Raw genomic sequence first — 17094 nt, 5'->3', positions numbered from 1 at the left:
AAGCCCACTTTATTTGACGTGGGCTTTTGTTTAGAGATAAAAATGAAATAGACAAGAATAACAATTGAGGTAATACATATTGCCACCATCAATAAGACAGTGGCAGATATCTGTTATAGAGCATTCACCACCGCATTAACTTGTTCAGTTAAGCTAACTAAACCACCACCTGACAAATACCATAAGTCAGATTGCAGGTAAGTAATTTTGCCGTCTTTATAAGCTTTGGTTTCTTGAATATTGCTGTCTTCAAATACCGTTTTATCCAGTTTACCTGCACCAATCGCTTCGCTACGGTCAACAATCAGGATCACGTCTGGATTCGCTTGAGCAATAGTTTTAGTATCCACTACACGACGTTTTGCTTTATCTGCACTTTCATCAACCGGTAGGTCAGCGCGTTGCGCTTTCACAACGTTGTAAACAACGGCTTGGCTATTTGGAATTAATTTGCCGTCATTATGCATCAGTACTAAAACTTTCTTATTGGAATCAGCCGCTTTCTTCTGGGCGTCTGCGATGACTTTATCTAATTGAACCAACTGCTCATCAACCGCTTTTTGGTTACCATAGAGCTCACCAATCACACCAATGTTGGCTTTTACAGAATCAATATAGTGCTTGCTATCAGAGCCTAAATTGATGGTGGGTGCAATTTTTGATAACTCATCATAAGACTTACCTTGACGACCCGTGATCACAATCAGGTCAGGCTTTAATTGCGCGATTTTGGCTAAATCAGGTTGTTTCATTCCACCTGCATTTTCCATTGATGCAGGGATGCTGCCTTTTATATAAGCGGGAGCATTGCCAGTTGGTAGCGCAACAACCTTGTCACCTAAGCCGAGTTTTTGCATTGAGTCATAAACACCGAAATCAAACAGAACCACTTTTTGTGGTTTTTTCACGACTTCAGTTTCACCTGATAGGTGTTTGATCGTCACTTTTTCAACACCTTGTGCTATCACCGCATTTGGCGTGAAAGTGGTAGATTCAGCGCTGAGAGCGAAAGGCGCAGAGAATGACAACACAGAAACAAGCAGAGCAGGAATGAACTTTTTCATTTAAATGATCCCAATTTAGTCATTAAGCCAAACCCGCATTGTAAAGTGAGCAGCTTAGATGTCAATCAAATAAGAATCAATTTCATTTTCATTCCCATTAATGGAATTAATATCACACAAATTGATGATAGAGATAAAATAAAAAAACAGTAATGTACAAAAAATACATTACTGCTCATAAGGTTATTGTGATTTTAGTGCTATCAGCTACTTTTGATTGAATTAAGTAATGAGACGCGTTGTTGCTCTATTGAGGTTACTTTAGAACAAACTTGTTGGCCAAATTGCTGGAAGCTTTTCTCTTGTTTTTTCCATTCAGATTCGAGCTCTTGTTGTAACCCGCCTAAGTTCCCTAACATACCTTGTAGCGCTTTATTAGCATCACCACCCGATAATAATTGCTTGCGCCCCATTTCGTTGATGCTGTCTTGTAAAATGCCCCCCAAGCTTTCATTAACTAGCTCGCGTCCTTTCGCTTCAACAGTTTTCATGGCTTCATGGTGAAATACATAACCATTAGGGCGAGTCTCAATAATTTGATTGATTTGCCCATTAAGCTTTTTTTCTAGTTTTGTTAACCGGTTACGGATATTGCTATCGCTACCAACCACTTTAACGACAACTTTGTCTATCGTTTCCCTTGAAGTTGATAATTTTTTTTCTGATTCTTGTTTTATCCAAGGTAAATCCTGACGGATAGAGGCTTGGTAACGAATAGCTTGCTGCTTTTGGGCCTCTGTTGCAGCAACATTTTTACCGTTAAGCGTGATATCACCATTTGGCGTAATTTTTAAATCGCCACTTGCACCAATAACTTGCACACTTTCAGGTGTCATAACGATGTCATCCTTTGGTGTTACAGAACAGTTATAATCTGCAGCTTGGCTCGTCGCACAAGCAAGGAGTGAAAATGCAATTAATGTACGGCGTAACATAAAATCTCCTAGTAGAGCATTAATTAAAAAACAGAACGCCCAATTCGTTTCGATAATAACTCTAAAGCCGCACAGCCGACTAAAGAGTTCCCCGCCGAGTCTAGCTCAGGTGACCAAACCGCTACGGTAAATTGGTTTGGAACCACACAAACAATACCGCCACCAACACCAGACTTGCCGGGCATTCCTATCCGAAATGCAAACTCACCAGAACCGTCATACATACCACAAGTCATCATTAATGCATTGATTTGCCTTGATTGTAGTGGCGTGATGATGGGGTCAATAGAGCAAGATGACATCCCTTGCGATGTTAAATAGGAAAAACACCTCGCTAATTCAACACAGTTCATACTTAGAGAGCAATAATGAAAATAAGTTTCGAGAACCGTTAAAACATCATTTTCAAAATTCCCAAAAGATTTCATAAGATAAGCAATAGCTGCATTACGACTGGCGTGTTCCAATTCTGAGCGAGCGACAACCGTGTCATAACTGATATCCGGTTCGCAGGACAACTTTCGGACAAACTCTAGCATGCGCTGTTTAGGTGCGCTTAGACGTGATTGCAACATATCAGCAATAACAATGGCTCCCGCATTGATAAACGGGTTTCGAGGTATCCCCTTTTCCATTTCAATTTGAATTAACGAATTAAAGGGTAGCCCTGAGGGTTCTTTACCTACGCGGCTCCAAATTTCCTCTTCCTCATAACGTGTCATTGCAAGCGTGAGGCTTAATACTTTTGAAATAGATTGAATTGAAAAACGTTGATATGCGTCCCCTGCGGTGAAAATATCACCGTCAATCGTGGATACCGCAATGCCTAAATGGTGGGAAGGTACGCAACCTAAAGCAGGAATATAATTTGCAACACAACCTTGCCCAATCAGTGGGCGAACTTGGTCTAGGATATCGTTGAGTAGCTGGTTAGAAAGCATGGCGCTCAAAACGTTGACTCCAGATAGTATTTGCAACAGAAAATAAAGGCACCCAATTTTTGGATGCCTCTTCAAGCGACTGAAAGCTCAGTTTATTTATTGAGATTGACTCAATAAAATTATTCTTCCCACCAAACATCAAACAGCTCAGAAACGACGACGTCATTCATGCCTTTTGATTTTAGCCAATTTTCAACAATTTGACGGTGCTCTTCGGTACATTTGCCAATTTTTTGTAAGCAAACGATCCCTTCCCAGTTCATATAGCCACTTGCTTCAAACGCCAAACCATTCGGTTCAATCGCTTCTGCAATCAGTTGGTCAACGGTGCTGTCAACTTCCTCAATCGGCGTACCTTCTTTAAAGCTCCACTTAACAGTAAAGCCTAACTCTTGGAACTCATCCAAGCGTAATTTTTTACGTAAACGACGACTACGTGGTTGTTTAGCCATTATTTGATCCTCTCAAACATTAAATCCCATACACCGTGCCCTAACCGCTGGCCGCGCTTTTCAAATTTTGTTTCTGGTCTTGTTTCTGGACGAGGAACGTAATCACCTGATGGTGATAAGTTTTTATACCCTTCGACACTCGTCATCACTTCAAGCATGTGCTCTGCATAAGGCTGCCAATCTGTTGCCATATGGAAAACACCGCCGATAGCTAGTTTGCTACGAATTTTTTCTGCAAACGGAACTTGCACAATACGGCGCTTATTATGTTTCGCTTTATGCCATGGGTCAGGGAAAAATAACTGAACCATCGCAAGGCTGCCGTTTGGGATCATGCAGTCTAAAACTTCTATTGCATCATGGCACATCACACGTAAATTGGTGACGTTTTCTTCTTTTGCTGATGCTAAACATGCGCCAACACCGGGAGCATGAACTTCAATACCTAAAAAGTTTTTATCTGCATTCTGAGATGCCATGGTCACCAATGAGGCGCCCATCCCAAACCCAATTTCCAAGGTAACTGGATTTGAGTTATTGAATACTTTGGCAAAATCAAAAGGTTCATTGATAAAATCGATGCCTTTTTCTGCCCATTCTTTTTCTAATGCGTCTTCCTGACGTTTTGTCAGACGCCCTTGACGGCGGACAAAACTACGGACTCGGCGCATAACCCGCCCATCTTCATTATATTCGGGGGAGATAACATTATTGATCATAATAAAGGTTCTAAAATGAGTGCCCAATTAAGTTAATGTGCCAACAATCAAGTTTATAAGGTGATTGGTTACCAAACCTATCAATTTACAGCCCTAAATGCCCAAGTTGTAGTGATTAACTTTACCCTTGAGGCATGATGGATATCGGAGTTTAGCAAAACTTCCACAAGGATGCAGTTGATAATTCGCTAACTTTACACTAAACAACACAATAGCGGTTTACAGCCCCCTTCGTCTATGTTGCAATTCCTACCATAACTGGAAATATCAATAAAAAATAAAATTATTAATGGAAGCTCAACAATTTTCATCTGCAGTACTTAACTGGTATCACAAATATGGTCGTAAGACGTTGCCATGGCAACAGGAAAAATCGTCCTACCATGTTTGGTTATCAGAAGTTATGCTGCAACAAACCCAAGTGAGTACTGTAATCCCTTATTTTGAGAAGTTTATCTCTCGCTTTGAAGATGTGAGCGCCCTTGCCAACGCTCCTCTTGATGAAGTTTTGCACTTATGGACAGGGCTCGGCTATTACGCCCGGGCTAGAAATCTCCATAAAGCCGCTCAAGTGATCGCGACTCAATATGGGGGCTCATTTCCCACTACATTTGATGAGGTTTTAGCGCTGCCTGGGGTTGGCCGGTCCACTGCTGGGGCAATTTTATCATTATCGCAAAAACAGCATTACCCTATCCTCGATGGTAATGTTAAACGCGTATTAGCTCGAGCTTATGCGGTTGATGGCTGGCCGGGTAAAAAAGAAGTCGAAAACCGTTTGTGGGAAATCAGCACGGATGTCACCCCACAAGTGGGAGTTGAATTTTTTAACCAAGCGATGATGGATTTAGGCGCAATGATCTGCACTCGCAGTAAACCAAAATGCGAACTATGCCCGCTTAATTTTGGCTGTATGGCCTATGCTAATCATTCATGGCAAAACTACCCAGGTAAAAAACCAAAACAGAAAATCCCTGAAAAGAGTGCTTGGTTTCTAATTATTCAGCACGACGATGATGTGTGGTTAGAACAACGCCCACCATCCGGTATTTGGGGGGGATTATTTGCCTTTCCACAGTTTGATTCTTTAGAGCAACTCAATGATTGGCTGAACGAATCTGGCTTTGAGTATACTCAATTAGAGCAATTAATTTCTTTCCGTCACACATTTAGCCATTTTCATTTAGATATTATCCCTGTAAAAGTTAAGATTCAGGCATTTAATTCTGCCATGGATGAAGGCAAAGGACTCTGGTATAACTTACACTTAGGCGCAACTATCGGCCTTGCTGCCCCAGTTGAAAGTTTACTAAAACAGCTCGCCTTACTACCTGATATTTGAGGAAAAATTAATGAGTAGAACCATTTTTTGTACATTTTTACAACGTGATGCAGATGGGCAAGATTTTCAGCTTTACCCAGGTGAGTTAGGAAAACGTATTTTTAACGAGATTTCAAAAGAGGCGTGGAGCCAGTGGATGGCAAAGCAAACCATGCTCATTAATGAAAAGAAACTTAATACGATGAACCCTGATGACCGTAAAATGTTAGAACAAGAAATGATTAAGTTCTTGTTTGAAGGCCACGATATCCATATTGATGGCTATACACCTGAAAAATAATCTGTTTGTCTACCTACTTAGTAGGTAGACTTTTGCCCCAAGACTGTGAATCGTATGAAAAAACTATTTGCGCTGAGTTTGTTGATCCCTCTAATTATTTCTTGTTCTAGCAAGCAAAAATCTGACTTTAACCCTGATTATGTCAAAGATACCAATGGGTTCGATATATTAATGGGTCAATTTGCCCACAATATTGAAAATATTTGGGGCATTAAAGAAGTATTAATTGCGGGTCCAAAAGACTACGTAAAATATACCGATGAATACCGAACTCGTAGCCATATTAATTTTGATGCAGGGACCATTACGGTTGAGACTATTTCAGCGGTAGAGCCTTCACAGCACTTAAAGAAAGCTATTGTCACCACCTTATTAATGGGGGACGACCCCAATTCCATTGACCTCTATTCTGATATCAATGATATTCCTCACAGCAAAGAACCCTTTTTATTTGGCCAAGTGCTCGATAACACAGGAGAAGCGATTCGTTGGGAATGGAGAGCCACAAAGTTTGCTGATTATCTGATTGAAAATAAAATGCAGCGCAGACAGTCTGGTATGAATATTGTTTGGTCCGTGACTATGCAATTAGTACCAAACCATTTAGATAAACGGGCTCATAAATATTTACCTTATATTAAGAAATCTGCGGCCAAATATGGTGTTGATGAGTCATTAATCCTCGCGATTATGCAAATTGAGTCGAGTTTCAACCCTTATGCAGTTAGCCGCTCTGATGCGCTTGGTTTAATGCAAATTATGCCAAATACCGCCGGCAAAGATGTTTTCCGCTCACAAGGGAAATCTGGTGTTCCTAGCCGTAGCTATTTGTTTGACCCAGAAAAAAATATTGATACGGGTACGGCTTACTTAGCTATATTGCAGAACAGCTACTTAGGCGATATTCGTAATCAAACCTCACGCCGTTATGCTGTTATTACCGCATATAATGGCGGCGCAGGCAGCGTTCTGCGGGTGTTCCACAGCGATAAAAAGCAAGCCGCGCAGCGTATTAATAATTTAGAACCGGGTGAAGTGTATGAAACCTTGTCCACTAAGCACCCTGCTGCAGAGTCACGTAATTACCTGATTAAAGTGAACAAAGCACAGAAAAATTATCTACGTTAAAATTTTCCAATAGTGAATGCCAGCCAAAATCTGATTTAAGGCTGGTATTAGTCATTAACCTTAATAATTTTATGTGTTTTCGATTAAAAACTAGCTAACATGTTGAAAAAAAGCGCATACAGTCAAAAGTTTATTGAAAGCGCCTTGACTCAACCAATGAAATCAGGTTTAATACGCTCCGTTGCCCGGATAGCTCAGTCGGTAGAGCAGGGGATTGAAAATCCCCGTGTCCTTGGTTCGATTCCGAGTCCGGGCACCACCTTATTATCAACAGACGTCAACCGACGTCTGTTTTTGTTTGTAAAGCCCGCTAAAATCAACACTCTCCCAAAGTTTCAACTCCACTGAATTCTACTCGATTCTACCCACATCAACCCCATTGTGCGGGTACAATTGCGGGTATACACTAGTTCGATAGAATTTTGTACCCACTTTATCTTTCAGGAAGCTCACTATGGCACTGACTGACGCTAAAATTCGGGCGGCTAAACCCGATGTGAAATCCTATAAATTAACCGATGGTGCAGGTCTGCACTTATTGGTTCACACCAACGGTTCTAAATACTGGCGGTTACGCTACCGCCATTTAGGTAAAGAGAAAACCTTAGCATTGGGTTTATACCCTGATGTCTCTTTATCAGAGGCGCGTTTAAAACGTGATGAAGCAAGAAAGTTGATTGCTGACGGTATTGACCCGTGCGAACAAAAACGTGTGGCTAAAGCAGCTTCTGATGCAAATCTCTCTTTTGAAACCATCGCAAGACAATGGCATGCCAGCAATAAAAAATGGTCTGAATCACACAGTGAAAAGGTTTTAAAGAGTTTGGAGTCGCATGTCTTTCCTTATATTGGATTACGCGATATCACTACCCTCAAAACCCCTGACCTGCTTATTCCTATCCGTGCAGCAGAAAGTAAAGAAATTTATGAGATCGCTGCGCGTTTACAGCAACGTATCGCTGCTGTTATGCGTTATGCGGTACAATCCGGTATTATTGGCTATAACCCTGCTATTGATACCGCAGGGGCTGTAACGACGGTACAACGCCAACACCGTCCAGCTCTTAACCTTGACCGTCTACCGGAACTCATTGCCCGTATCGATGCTTATAAAGGGCAATCCGTCACTCGACTAGCCGTGATGTTAAATTTATTAGTGTTTATTAGGTCAAGCGAACTTCGTTATGCGCGTTGGTCTGAAATTGACTTCGATAAAGCCTTATGGACTATTCCTGCTCAGCGAAAGCCTATACCCGGCGTTAAATTCTCACACAGGGGCGCTAAAATGCGCACTCCGCATTTAGTTCCCCTTAGCCACCAAGCCATCACTATACTGAAAGAAATTTGGGCATGGACGGGTGAACATGAATTGATCCTAACGGGCGCTCATAATCCCTTTAAACCCATGAGTGAAAATACAGTCAATAAAGCCTTACGCGTCATGGGTTATGATACCAAAACTGAAATTTGTGGGCATGGTTTTAGAACAATGGCGTGCAGTTCACTTATTGAGTCCGGATTGTGGTCTAAGGACGCCGTAGAACGTCAGATGAGCCACCAAGAACGTAACTCAGTGAGGGCTGCTTATATTCATAAGGCAGAACATATTGATGAACGTCGATTAATGGTGCAATGGTGGGCTGATTATTTGGATGCTAATCGGGAACAAACGATTTCGCCATTCGACTTTGCAAAGTTGAATAATCCAATGAATCACTAAAACTTTAGCCATGTCATATAGGCGATCCATTTTCAATACGAGGAGTCGAATACTACGGTAGTATGCCGACTATATCGATTCATTGAGAAATGGTGGCAATATTGTTCATGGGAATTTTCATCGTCAAAACGCATGATAACTAACCACGATTTATCGTAATACATCTCATTCAATAAAAAAGCTTTATCACTGAAAGCCTCTGTCCTCACGGACTGGGGCTTTTTTGCTTTTAAATCAACCTAAAAGGAAATTATCATGGAAAATTACATTCGTTGCCCGGCCTGCGATTCAACTCGCATTCGTGAACGTCATATAGGGAAAAAGACCGGAGCTGTTGCTGGTGGCGTATCAGGCGCACTAGCTGGAGCGTCTATCGGCTCTGCTGTTCCTGTTGTAGGGACGATTGCGGGTGCTGCGGTAGGCGCTCTATTTGGACGTTTAGTCGCTGGAGCTACTGCTGGGGCTGTGAGTGGTTCAGCTTTAGATGGCGTGGTATTTGATCGTTATGAATGTATCGAGTGTGAATACACGTTTGATTGATAGCCATAAGTTAACGGAAACCCCTGATGGGGTTTCATCTCTTAGGAGTCTGTGAGTCTGAACTGCCCCTAGTTTATTGGACAGGGGCTTTTTTCGTTTTAACCCACGCAAATTGAGATCATGATAGAAAGCATAACATCTTATCGGGATTGTAAGGCAACTCATTATCCTGCTCTAAACCGTCATTAATCATTTTAAAGCGAGTTGTCTGTTTTTCAGCTGATTGGCTTTTTATATCAATATCATCTTCTAAAGGGAAATAGATCCCTTTATCAAAATATCGCCATTAATTAAATCACAATACATCAATAATAGGACACGAATATGCGTAAAACTGCGACGGCTTCCCCATGCCTAAAATCGGGGATGATTTCTGTTTTTATTACGAATTTAGGTAAATATAACGAAGGTGAACTGGTCGGTGAGTGGCTTGAGCTTCCTGCAACCTCAAAAGAGATCGAACACTGTTTAATGCGGATTGGCATTGATGGTATTCACTATGAAGAGTATTTCTTGACCGACTATGAATCCTCCATTGATGGCCTTTCTTCTTACATTTCAGAATACAGCCTTTTAGATGAGTTGAACGAGTTAGCCTCGCGATTAGCCATGTTATCGCCTGATGAAATTGACCTTTATCAGGCAGCCATTGAAATCGGTTCTTCCGCGAGTTCAATCCATGATTTAATTCATTTAGCGGATAATTTAGATTCTTTCCAGCAATTAGCGGGGGTCTATAATGAATATGATTTAGGTTATTACTGGATAGAAGAAAGTGGTTGTTATGATTTAGCCCAACTGGGTCATTTATCCCATTACTTTGACTATGAACGCTATGGACGTGATGTTTGTCTTGAACAAGGGGGGATTTTTCACAGTGGAGGATATGTTTATCATACGAGTGGGTAGATAAGGCAACAGAATAAGGGTAAAGCCGCTTTCCTCCCTTAGAGGGGAGAATAAATGATGCATTGGTATCCCAATGACATCCATAGGCTAAAACGCAAATAAAACTAAACTCTATTTCAAGCCTTCTTTACGGATATCCGTAAAGAAGGCTATTATGGTATTATTTTTTATTTAATTCAACCTATTAACTAGGCGCTAATTTTACTATGGTGACAATTACACTATTAGAAACAGAATAACAACACATAGTATTTATATCTAAATACAAATGAAAAATTATTTACCTGTAATTGAACTCTGTGATGCAATCAAAGCAACGCCACAGGGAGTTTTCATTCCCGCTAGAGCAAGATTTTTTCGTAAGCGCTTAATGAACCAGTAAAGCTTTACTCAACCTCACTGATTTCTACGTTCCATGGCATGAGATCCGACACATTATCTTTCGGACTTCGTTTTGGTAACTCGGTAAACAGGTGTTGGAAGTAATAATAAGGGTTCATGTCATTAGCGCGGCAAGTCATCACGAGGCTATACAAGTTTGCACTCGCCTTTGCTCCGCCTACCGAAGTTGAGAACATCCAATTTTTGCGACCTGTCGTGAACGGCCTTATATCTCGTTCGGTCACATTGTTGTCGATACTTATATCGCCGTCTTCAAGGTAGGTAAGCAGCTTAGGCCACTGGTTTTGCGTATAAGTGATGGCTTTGCCAAGTAATCCTTTAGGGAGAACGTTTTGACTGTCAAGCCATTGCTTGAACTCATCTAAAATAGGTTTGGCTTCTTCTTGTCGTAGTTGGTGTCGAGATTTTGCATCAAGCCCTTTGGCTTTCTTTTCAAGACCGTATAGTTTGCTAATAAAGTTCAGTGCTTTTTCTGGCTTGCCCGCTTTTTTTGATGGTGAAGCTTTTTGAGCATCAGTGAACTTTCTGCGTACATGCGCCATGCAAGCAGCTTGAGTCACGTCCTCAAGTTTATCGTATGCACTGTAGCCATCCGATAGCAAGTAACCAGAGTAACCACCTAAAAAGTCTTGTACGCACTCTGCTCTGCGGCTGGCTTGATAGTCGTAGATAACCACTGGGTTATTGACGAACTCACCGCTACGATAGACCCACATATATGACTTAGATTGTGCTTTCTTATCTTCTTCACGTAATACTTGAACAGTGGTTTCGTCCGTGCAGATGAGCTTTTCTTTCAATAACTCACTTTTCATTGCATCAATAATGACTTGCACTTTGCTTCCTAACTGAACGCACCAGTTGGCCAGTGTAGCGCGACTAATATCTATACCAGAGCGATTGAGAATATCCACTTGGCGATAGAGTGGCAGAGCATCAACGTATTTTGCTGTGACTACAGCGGCGAATGCATCTGCACTCCCTAGGCTTTTAGGGATCATACTTGCGGGTTTTGGGGCTGTGATAATCTTTGTTTCAGTCTGTGTTTTTTCACACTGCCGGCAAGCGTACTTGGTTCGCTCGTGACGTATAACACTAACCTTCTGTGGGATGATTTTCAGCTCTTCAGAAGTTTCAACACCACATTGATGTAAAGGCTCGTCGCAGCAGTCGCAATAAGGGGCATTGAGTTCATGTTTATGAACTTCACGCTCGAGCTCTTTTGGAAAAGGCTTACGGCCTGTTTTTTTCTTGTCGTCGTCGGATTTAGCCGTACTCTTTTGTTGCTCCGCTTCGTTAAACGTACCTTTGGGTATTTTTTCACTTTGTGATGAGAAGCGCTTTGACTTACTTAAATTGAGCTGTTCAATCAACAACTCAATTTTGGTTTTGAGCTCGGCAACCTCCTCTTGCTTTGCCTCAAGGAGTTTATCTTTTGCTTCGTTCTGTTGGTGAAGCTCAAGCAGCATAGCTTTTAGCTGGTCGATATCATCAGGGAGGTCGGTCATGTCTGGGCTCTGGTCATCTCAATGACTTAAGTATGACAGCAAAAAAGGATCGTTCAAGCCCAACGTGACGATCAGTATCAGCGGTCACACTTCTAGATTATGAAGTGGACGATGAGCTTTGGCATGTTCGAGCGTTAACCCCGAAAGAAGCCAACCCAGTTGTTGCTTAGTAATATGAATGGCTCCGTCCTCACTGGGTCTTGGCCACTTGAAGGTCCCTTTTTCTAAGCGACGATAGTACAGCCAGAAGCCATTAGTATCCCAAAACAAGATTTTCAATTTATCTCGAGTACGATTGCAGAAAATGAACCAAGACTCACTAAACGGATCCATCTCAAGAGTCTCCGCGACAATCAACGATAGTCCATCAATGGACTTACGCATGTCCGTGACTCCAGAGATGAGGAAAACCTTACCTGTTGGTATCATTGTAGCGCTTCAAACCAAGTCTTAATTTGTTGCGAGCTAAGCGTTGCCGGCAGTTCTGCTCGAATGCCATTATTGAGAATTAACACAACACAACTTGTGCTCACGGTAGGCTCTGTCACCACGATAGGTTGAACCCTGGTTTCAGGCTCGGATTGCGTGAGCTTTTTCGACCAATAGTGAAAAGTCTGATAGCTTATGTTTTGCTCCGAGCAAAACTGCTTAATGCCTAAATTACTTTGTCGTTGCTGCTCTAGAATTGCAGCCCAGTATTCTCGTTTACTTTGTTGTTCCATAGTCCCTCCAATGAAAAAGCTACTATGGCAAATGACGAGTTTGTTTAGTATGTGTGGTTCATTAACCGCTTACATCTCAATAGGGATTAATTATCGCATAAAAATATATTATCACTGTAACCAAAACCTTATACAGCCAGACTTTAAAACATCGATATGGCTGGGTAAGGTGATGAATTTAGCTCCTATTGAGATAGGCTCTTAATATTCATCATATCTGACCTCCGGCTATAACTAGAAAAAACTAATTGTCAACCGAAGTCCAGACTTTCATAGTTTTAGCCAATTCAAAAACTAGATAAAACTATACTTTCGCAAGAGGTCTATTCTTTTGAATGTTTTTCCATATTCTTTTCAAGAGAAGATAGTGAAATATTTTCTTTAAATTTTCTAGAAAATAATAATTGAGATTGATATACTCGATTAAGGTCATGTTCATCCAGTATTTTTGGAAAATCTGGTCCTGTTATCCAATCAATATACCTTCCACCCATTTCACAGTCTAATAGATTTAAATCTAATCCATAAACTTTTGCTCTTAAATCTTTATTATTAAAAATTAATAGTCTGAAAAAAAACTTCATCACCACATAGAGATTTTTTAAAGCTTTTTAGATAGGTAGAATTAGCATTTATATAATTAAAAATATATTGAATGGATTTATCTGTAAGTGTAAACCACGTAGAGCCTTTATACAATTTAGGTAGATGAGATAAATCATTTTTTTTCATTTTTTTTGCAAAAAAAATGAAAATTTTCTTCTTAATTTTTCCAACAAGAGAATGATCTTTTTTAAAAAAGAAATTAGGATAATTTATTGCCAATCTATCAAATGCATCATTTTTTTGATTTATACCGATAAACTCTACTGATTTTTTATAAGAATTTTCAAAATATTTTTCTCTTTGTTTATTAGATAAAATAGGGATATCATCACCAGAAATTAATGAAAAATATTGGAACTCAAAATCAAGAGCTTTCTTCATTAGAAGAAGCATAACTTCTATTTGTGAAAAATTCCCCCATTTTACGTCAATAGATTCTTGTTCTTCTATATAATATAAATTTGAATGTTTTCCTAAATGGGAATAAATTTTTTCTCTTTCTATTTTTGGGGTTTTTTTATCAATATGAAGGAGTACGATACTTTTATTACTTTTGAGTAAGTGATTAACTGTAAAGATAAGAGGGTTAGTTATCTTATGACAAATAATGGCGTATACATAATTCATAATATTTTGTTGAACCTAAATAAAAGTGACTGAAAAAATTAAGAGGTTACAATTTAGATAGTATGCTACATATTTTTTCCTTATTATTAATGACTAAGAACCTATCCCAAAAGGATTTTATTCCAGACAATGATGGCACAGGCAAGATGCAGCATTGCTTCATAATTCTCGACCTTCTTCTCCCAACGAGTCAGGACACGACGGGAGCGATTCATCCAACTGTGTGTTCTCTCTACAACCCAGCGGTGGGCCTTAAAATCCGTGTTTTTGATGGCTTCTGATTCATCCTTCCGTGACTGGATATGAGGCTCATAGTGACGACTTTTCAGATACGCTCCCAACCATTCCGCTTCATACCCTTTGTCCATGCACAACCGGAGCCTATTGCCCGGTCTGCCCGTCTGGAGGGCATCGAGCGTATCCGCAACCAGCTTTATGTCGTGCGTATTTGCTCCGGCGGCAACCAGTGCAAGCGGAAGCCCGTTCCCGTCCGTCATCAGACTGCGCTTTACGCCCCGTTTCCCCCGGTCTGTTGGGTTCTTGCCTGTTTTTTTGAGCCTGCCAGCGGTGATTTGGTCATACAAGCAAGCAACCCGTTTTGCCAGAAGCGTTCAAATACGCCAGCATCCCGCCACTCCTGAAATCGGCGATGAGCAGAGCTTAACGAGCATATACCGGTGGCATTTAGCGCATTCCACTGGCAACCCGTCCTGAGGACGAAGAAAATGGCGTTCATTGCAGCGCGATTATCAACCCGCTTGCGGTGCATACCCAGCGGGTGTTGAGTTCTATGCTCCGGGATGAGAGGAGCCATTTTCTCCCAGAGTTCATCACTGATTTGCCACTTGTTACCTGCCATACGTTGCCCTCAGAAAGTATCGTAATTCATTATATTATACGATAATTCCTTTTGGGATAGGTTCTAAGAGCCTATCCCAATAGGAGCTAAATTCATCACCTTACCCAGCCATATCGATGTTTAAAAGTCAGGCTGTATAAGGTTTTGGTTACAGTGATAATATATTTTTTATGCGGTAATTAATCCCTATTGAGAGAGCCTCTAATATTAGTAGCAATGCTATTTAGAATGTAATTTTCAAAAATAATTTATTTAAACAAAATAAAAAATAGGCTTTTATTTTATTATTACTACCTATTTTTTTTTGCAGTTTATAGCAAATATTTCCTTTAATTAATTTAATTAGATTAGGATAGTTTTTTTCTATATCACTCATTAGCAATTCACTATCTACAAGACTTTTAAATATTAAGTTGCTAGAATGTTTCTTTATTGTTTTTTTTGTGAAGATAAATGCATCATTATCCCAAAAATATAACATAGAACTATAGTGAAGTCTTGTCTTCAAGCTTCTATGTGAAGCACAGTAATATGATGTATATATATCTATATATGTAAAATCTATATCTTTTTTCAAGACATCTAGAATATATTGATAATCTTGGTGTCTTCTTAATTTTTCATTAAAATTTATTTTTTCCCTTACTTCCTTTTTGAATACAAAAGAATTTGTCTGTGGGGGGGACTTTAATAAAATGTCGAATTTGTTTTTTATATTTTTAGGATCTGTAACTTTTCTTCGCTTTTCTGTTCCATCATAGTTAACATATATTACGTTAGAAAATACAAAATCAGAATGATTAGTTACTAACGTATTAATAGATAACTCTAAATGGTTTTTATGCCAGTAGTCGTCAGCATCTAGCAAAGCAATATATGAGCTAGAACATAAAGATATACCTTTATTTCTCGAGTATGCACCATTTTTATTTTCTATATTTCTAAAGTAAAGAATATTAATATTATTGTCTAATATAATGTAATTATTTATTATTACCTTTAACTTTTCACTGTCAGTTGAACAGTCATCAATAATAATTATTTCTTTAGGCTTCAAAGACTGCAATACAACGCTTTTTAAACAGCGTTCGAACACCGGACTATCATTATAGTATGGTATTACTACACTTACATCACACATAAATAAATCTCATTTTGCCAATTAATAAATTAATCATTCCCAAATAGATCACGGGTATACACTTTTTTTGCGACATCTTCCAATTCAGGCACCATGCGGTTAGCCAAAATAATGTCACAATCGGCTTTAAATTCCTCTAAATCGCGATACACTTTTGAACGGAAAAACTCGCCTTCTTTTAGCACTGGCTCATAGACGATGACTTCAATCCCTTTGGCTTTGATGCGTTTCATCACACCTTGCACCGCAGAAGCACGGAAGTTATCTGAACCGGCTTTCATGACTAGGCGATAAACACCCACTTTGCGCGGTGACTTGGCAATAATGGCATCAGAGATAAAATCTTTACGCGTGCGGTTTGATTCAACAATGGCATTAATCAGGTTGTTTGGCACATCATCATAGTTCGCCAACAGCTGCTTGGTATCTTTCGGCAAACAATAACCGCCATAACCAAAAGATGGGTTGTTGTAATGGCTGCCAATACGTGGGTCTAAAGATACCCCTTCGATGATTTGACGTGCGTTCAAGCCACGGCTCTCTGCATAGGTATCTAATTCATTGAAATAGGCCACACGCATCGCTAAGTAAGTATTGGCGAATAATTTAATCGCTTCCGCTTCAGTGCCATCGGTAAACAGCACAGGGACATCTTTTTTGATAGCGCCTTCGAGCAGCAAATCCGCAAAGATTTCCGCTCGCTCAGAGCGTTCACCCACCACAATACGTGATGGGTACAAGTTATCCCACAGCGCGCGGCCTTCACGTAAAAATTCAGGGGAGAAAATCACATTGGTGTAGCCAAACTCTTCACGCAGGCGCTCAGTAAAGCCAACAGGGATGGTGGATTTAACAATAATGGTGGCTGCTGGGTTAATTTTCTGCACATCATGAATGACTGATTCAACTGACTTGGTATTGAAGTAGTTGCTTTTCGGGTCATAGTCAGTCGGTGTGGCAACAATCACATACTGTGCGCCGGTATAGGCTTCAACAATATCTTGGGTTGCACGGAAATTGAGTGTTTTTTCACGCAAAAACTGTTCAATTTCGGTATCGATAATCGGCGATTGCTTATTGTTCAGCATTGCCACTTTTTCAGGCACGATGTCGACGGCCACCACTTCGTGGTTTTGTGACAGTAACATGGCGTTAGACAGACCCACATAGCCTGTACCTGCAATTGCTATTTTCATTAG

The 17094-nt window shown here is 40.2% G+C and carries 18 protein-coding genes and 1 tRNA gene; 7 read left to right on the top strand and 12 right to left on the bottom strand.

What is annotated here, in order from left to right:
- Positions 1 to 113: 113 nt before the first annotated feature.
- The 5 genes from FVA72_RS04605 to trmB form a co-directional block, all read right to left on the bottom strand.
- Positions 114 to 1064: a siderophore ABC transporter substrate-binding protein gene (locus tag FVA72_RS04605; RefSeq protein ID WP_110592327.1), complete on the bottom strand. Its 951-nt coding sequence runs from the start codon at positions 1062 to 1064 to the stop codon at positions 114 to 116.
- A 203-nt stretch (positions 1065 to 1267) separates the two neighbouring features.
- Complete coding sequence (locus FVA72_RS04600; protein ID WP_110592328.1) at positions 1268 to 1999, bottom strand: DUF2884 domain-containing protein; 732 nt, start codon at positions 1997 to 1999, stop codon at positions 1268 to 1270.
- Between the two features lie 23 nt (positions 2000 to 2022).
- Positions 2023 to 2940 carry a glutaminase B gene (glsB, locus tag FVA72_RS04595; RefSeq protein ID WP_004264677.1) on the bottom strand — a complete coding sequence of 306 codons (918 nt, stop codon included), beginning with the start codon at positions 2938 to 2940 and terminating at the stop codon, positions 2023 to 2025.
- 119 nt (positions 2941 to 3059) lie between these two features.
- Positions 3060 to 3392 (bottom strand): YggL family protein, encoded by a 333-nt coding sequence (locus FVA72_RS04590; RefSeq protein WP_004264672.1) that lies wholly within the window; start codon positions 3390 to 3392, stop codon positions 3060 to 3062.
- Entirely contained in the window at positions 3392 to 4111 is a 720-nt protein-coding gene (gene trmB, locus FVA72_RS04585; RefSeq protein ID WP_004264669.1) for a tRNA (guanosine(46)-N7)-methyltransferase TrmB, read from the bottom strand. The genes FVA72_RS04590 and trmB overlap by 1 nt, the downstream gene beginning before the upstream one ends.
- Positions 4112 to 4400: 289 nt before the next feature.
- Between trmB and mutY the strand changes: the two genes are divergently transcribed.
- The 7 genes from mutY (at position 4401) to FVA72_RS04550 (ending at position 10030) form a co-directional block, all read left to right on the top strand.
- Positions 4401 to 5453 carry an A/G-specific adenine glycosylase gene (gene mutY / locus FVA72_RS04580; RefSeq protein WP_110592329.1) on the top strand — a complete coding sequence of 351 codons (1053 nt, stop codon included), beginning with the start codon at positions 4401 to 4403 and terminating at the stop codon, positions 5451 to 5453.
- Positions 5454 to 5463: 10 nt separating this feature from the next.
- Positions 5464 to 5733, top strand: coding sequence for an oxidative damage protection protein (locus FVA72_RS04575; protein WP_042848738.1), 270 nt, complete (start codon positions 5464 to 5466; stop codon positions 5731 to 5733).
- A gap of 54 nt (positions 5734 to 5787) precedes the next feature.
- Complete coding sequence (gene mltC / locus FVA72_RS04570; RefSeq protein WP_004264664.1) at positions 5788 to 6861, top strand: membrane-bound lytic murein transglycosylase MltC; 1074 nt, start codon at positions 5788 to 5790, stop codon at positions 6859 to 6861.
- 183 nt (positions 6862 to 7044) lie between these two features.
- Positions 7045 to 7120, top strand: a tRNA-Phe gene (locus FVA72_RS04565).
- 195 nt (positions 7121 to 7315) lie between these two features.
- The gene (locus FVA72_RS04560; protein WP_004917093.1) at positions 7316 to 8581 is read left to right on the top strand and encodes a tyrosine-type recombinase/integrase; all 1266 of its coding nucleotides are present in this window, start codon (positions 7316 to 7318) and stop codon (positions 8579 to 8581) included.
- Between the two features lie 255 nt (positions 8582 to 8836).
- On the top strand, positions 8837 to 9121 hold the full coding sequence (locus tag FVA72_RS04555; RefSeq protein WP_008913927.1) for a hypothetical protein: 285 nt from the start codon (positions 8837 to 8839) through the stop codon (positions 9119 to 9121).
- Between the two features lie 324 nt (positions 9122 to 9445).
- A complete protein-coding gene (locus FVA72_RS04550; protein WP_137018910.1) occupies positions 9446 to 10030 on the top strand; it encodes an antirestriction protein ArdA in 585 nt (194 codons plus the stop codon).
- Between the two features lie 386 nt (positions 10031 to 10416).
- Here the strand turns inward: FVA72_RS04550 and tnpC are convergent, their stop codons facing one another.
- From tnpC to FVA72_RS04515, 7 genes are all read right to left on the bottom strand, one after another.
- Positions 10417 to 11940 carry an IS66 family transposase gene (gene tnpC / locus FVA72_RS04545; protein WP_137018908.1) on the bottom strand — a complete coding sequence of 508 codons (1524 nt, stop codon included), beginning with the start codon at positions 11938 to 11940 and terminating at the stop codon, positions 10417 to 10419.
- An 84-nt stretch (positions 11941 to 12024) separates the two neighbouring features.
- Entirely contained in the window at positions 12025 to 12369 is a 345-nt protein-coding gene (gene tnpB / locus FVA72_RS04540; RefSeq protein ID WP_034167512.1) for an IS66 family insertion sequence element accessory protein TnpB, read from the bottom strand.
- The gene (gene tnpA, locus FVA72_RS21955; protein ID WP_008914069.1) at positions 12366 to 12662 is read right to left on the bottom strand and encodes an IS66 family insertion sequence element accessory protein TnpA; all 297 of its coding nucleotides are present in this window, start codon (positions 12660 to 12662) and stop codon (positions 12366 to 12368) included. Before tnpA ends, tnpB begins: the two co-directional genes overlap by 4 nt.
- Positions 12663 to 13214: 552 nt before the next feature.
- The gene (locus tag FVA72_RS04530; RefSeq protein WP_137018905.1) at positions 13215 to 13895 is read right to left on the bottom strand and encodes a beta-1,6-N-acetylglucosaminyltransferase; all 681 of its coding nucleotides are present in this window, start codon (positions 13893 to 13895) and stop codon (positions 13215 to 13217) included.
- A gap of 101 nt (positions 13896 to 13996) precedes the next feature.
- Positions 13997 to 14754 (bottom strand): IS5 family transposase gene (locus FVA72_RS04525; protein ID WP_243154738.1). Its coding sequence is split into 2 segments (ribosomal slippage): positions 13997 to 14449 and positions 14452 to 14754, totalling 756 coding nucleotides; the frame shifts between segments, so codons are not numbered across the junction.
- A gap of 223 nt (positions 14755 to 14977) precedes the next feature.
- Complete coding sequence (locus tag FVA72_RS04520) at positions 14978 to 15895, bottom strand: glycosyltransferase family 2 protein (RefSeq protein WP_137018901.1); 918 nt, start codon at positions 15893 to 15895, stop codon at positions 14978 to 14980.
- A gap of 29 nt (positions 15896 to 15924) precedes the next feature.
- A complete protein-coding gene (locus FVA72_RS04515; protein ID WP_137018899.1) occupies positions 15925 to 17091 on the bottom strand; it encodes a nucleotide sugar dehydrogenase in 1167 nt (388 codons plus the stop codon).
- Between the last annotated feature and the right edge of the window lie 3 nt (positions 17092 to 17094).

The sequence above is a fragment of the Providencia sp. PROV061 genome, from assembly GCF_011045655.1.
Taxonomy (GTDB): domain Bacteria; phylum Pseudomonadota; class Gammaproteobacteria; order Enterobacterales; family Enterobacteriaceae; genus Providencia; species Providencia hangzhouensis.
Note: the sequence above shows the minus strand (reverse complement) of the source record. Positions and strands in the feature narration are given on the sequence as shown.

Coding starts and splice junctions, on each gene's coding strand:
- FVA72_RS04550 (WP_137018910.1), top strand. CDS start 9,446: ATGCGTAAAACTGCGACGGCTTCCCCATGCCTAAAATCGGGGATGATT.
- glsB (WP_004264677.1), bottom strand. CDS start 2,940: ATGCTTTCTAACCAGCTACTCAACGATATCCTAGACCAAGTTCGCCCA.
- FVA72_RS04530 (WP_137018905.1), bottom strand. CDS start 13,895: ATGAATTATGTATACGCCATTATTTGTCATAAGATAACTAACCCTCTT.
- mltC (WP_004264664.1), top strand. CDS start 5,788: ATGAAAAAACTATTTGCGCTGAGTTTGTTGATCCCTCTAATTATTTCT.
- FVA72_RS04520 (WP_137018901.1), bottom strand. CDS start 15,895: ATGTGTGATGTAAGTGTAGTAATACCATACTATAATGATAGTCCGGTG.
- FVA72_RS04600 (WP_110592328.1), bottom strand. CDS start 1,999: ATGTTACGCCGTACATTAATTGCATTTTCACTCCTTGCTTGTGCGACG.
- FVA72_RS04560 (WP_004917093.1), top strand. CDS start 7,316: ATGGCACTGACTGACGCTAAAATTCGGGCGGCTAAACCCGATGTGAAA.
- tnpA (WP_008914069.1), bottom strand. CDS start 12,662: ATGGAACAACAAAGTAAACGAGAATACTGGGCTGCAATTCTAGAGCAG.
- tnpB (WP_034167512.1), bottom strand. CDS start 12,369: ATGATACCAACAGGTAAGGTTTTCCTCATCTCTGGAGTCACGGACATG.
- FVA72_RS04555 (WP_008913927.1), top strand. CDS start 8,837: ATGGAAAATTACATTCGTTGCCCGGCCTGCGATTCAACTCGCATTCGT.
- FVA72_RS04605 (WP_110592327.1), bottom strand. CDS start 1,064: ATGAAAAAGTTCATTCCTGCTCTGCTTGTTTCTGTGTTGTCATTCTCT.
- trmB (WP_004264669.1), bottom strand. CDS start 4,111: ATGATCAATAATGTTATCTCCCCCGAATATAATGAAGATGGGCGGGTT.
- mutY (WP_110592329.1), top strand. CDS start 4,401: ATGGAAGCTCAACAATTTTCATCTGCAGTACTTAACTGGTATCACAAA.
- FVA72_RS04575 (WP_042848738.1), top strand. CDS start 5,464: ATGAGTAGAACCATTTTTTGTACATTTTTACAACGTGATGCAGATGGG.
- FVA72_RS04515 (WP_137018899.1), bottom strand. CDS start 17,091: ATGAAAATAGCAATTGCAGGTACAGGCTATGTGGGTCTGTCTAACGCC.
- FVA72_RS04590 (WP_004264672.1), bottom strand. CDS start 3,392: ATGGCTAAACAACCACGTAGTCGTCGTTTACGTAAAAAATTACGCTTG.
- tnpC (WP_137018908.1), bottom strand. CDS start 11,940: ATGACCGACCTCCCTGATGATATCGACCAGCTAAAAGCTATGCTGCTT.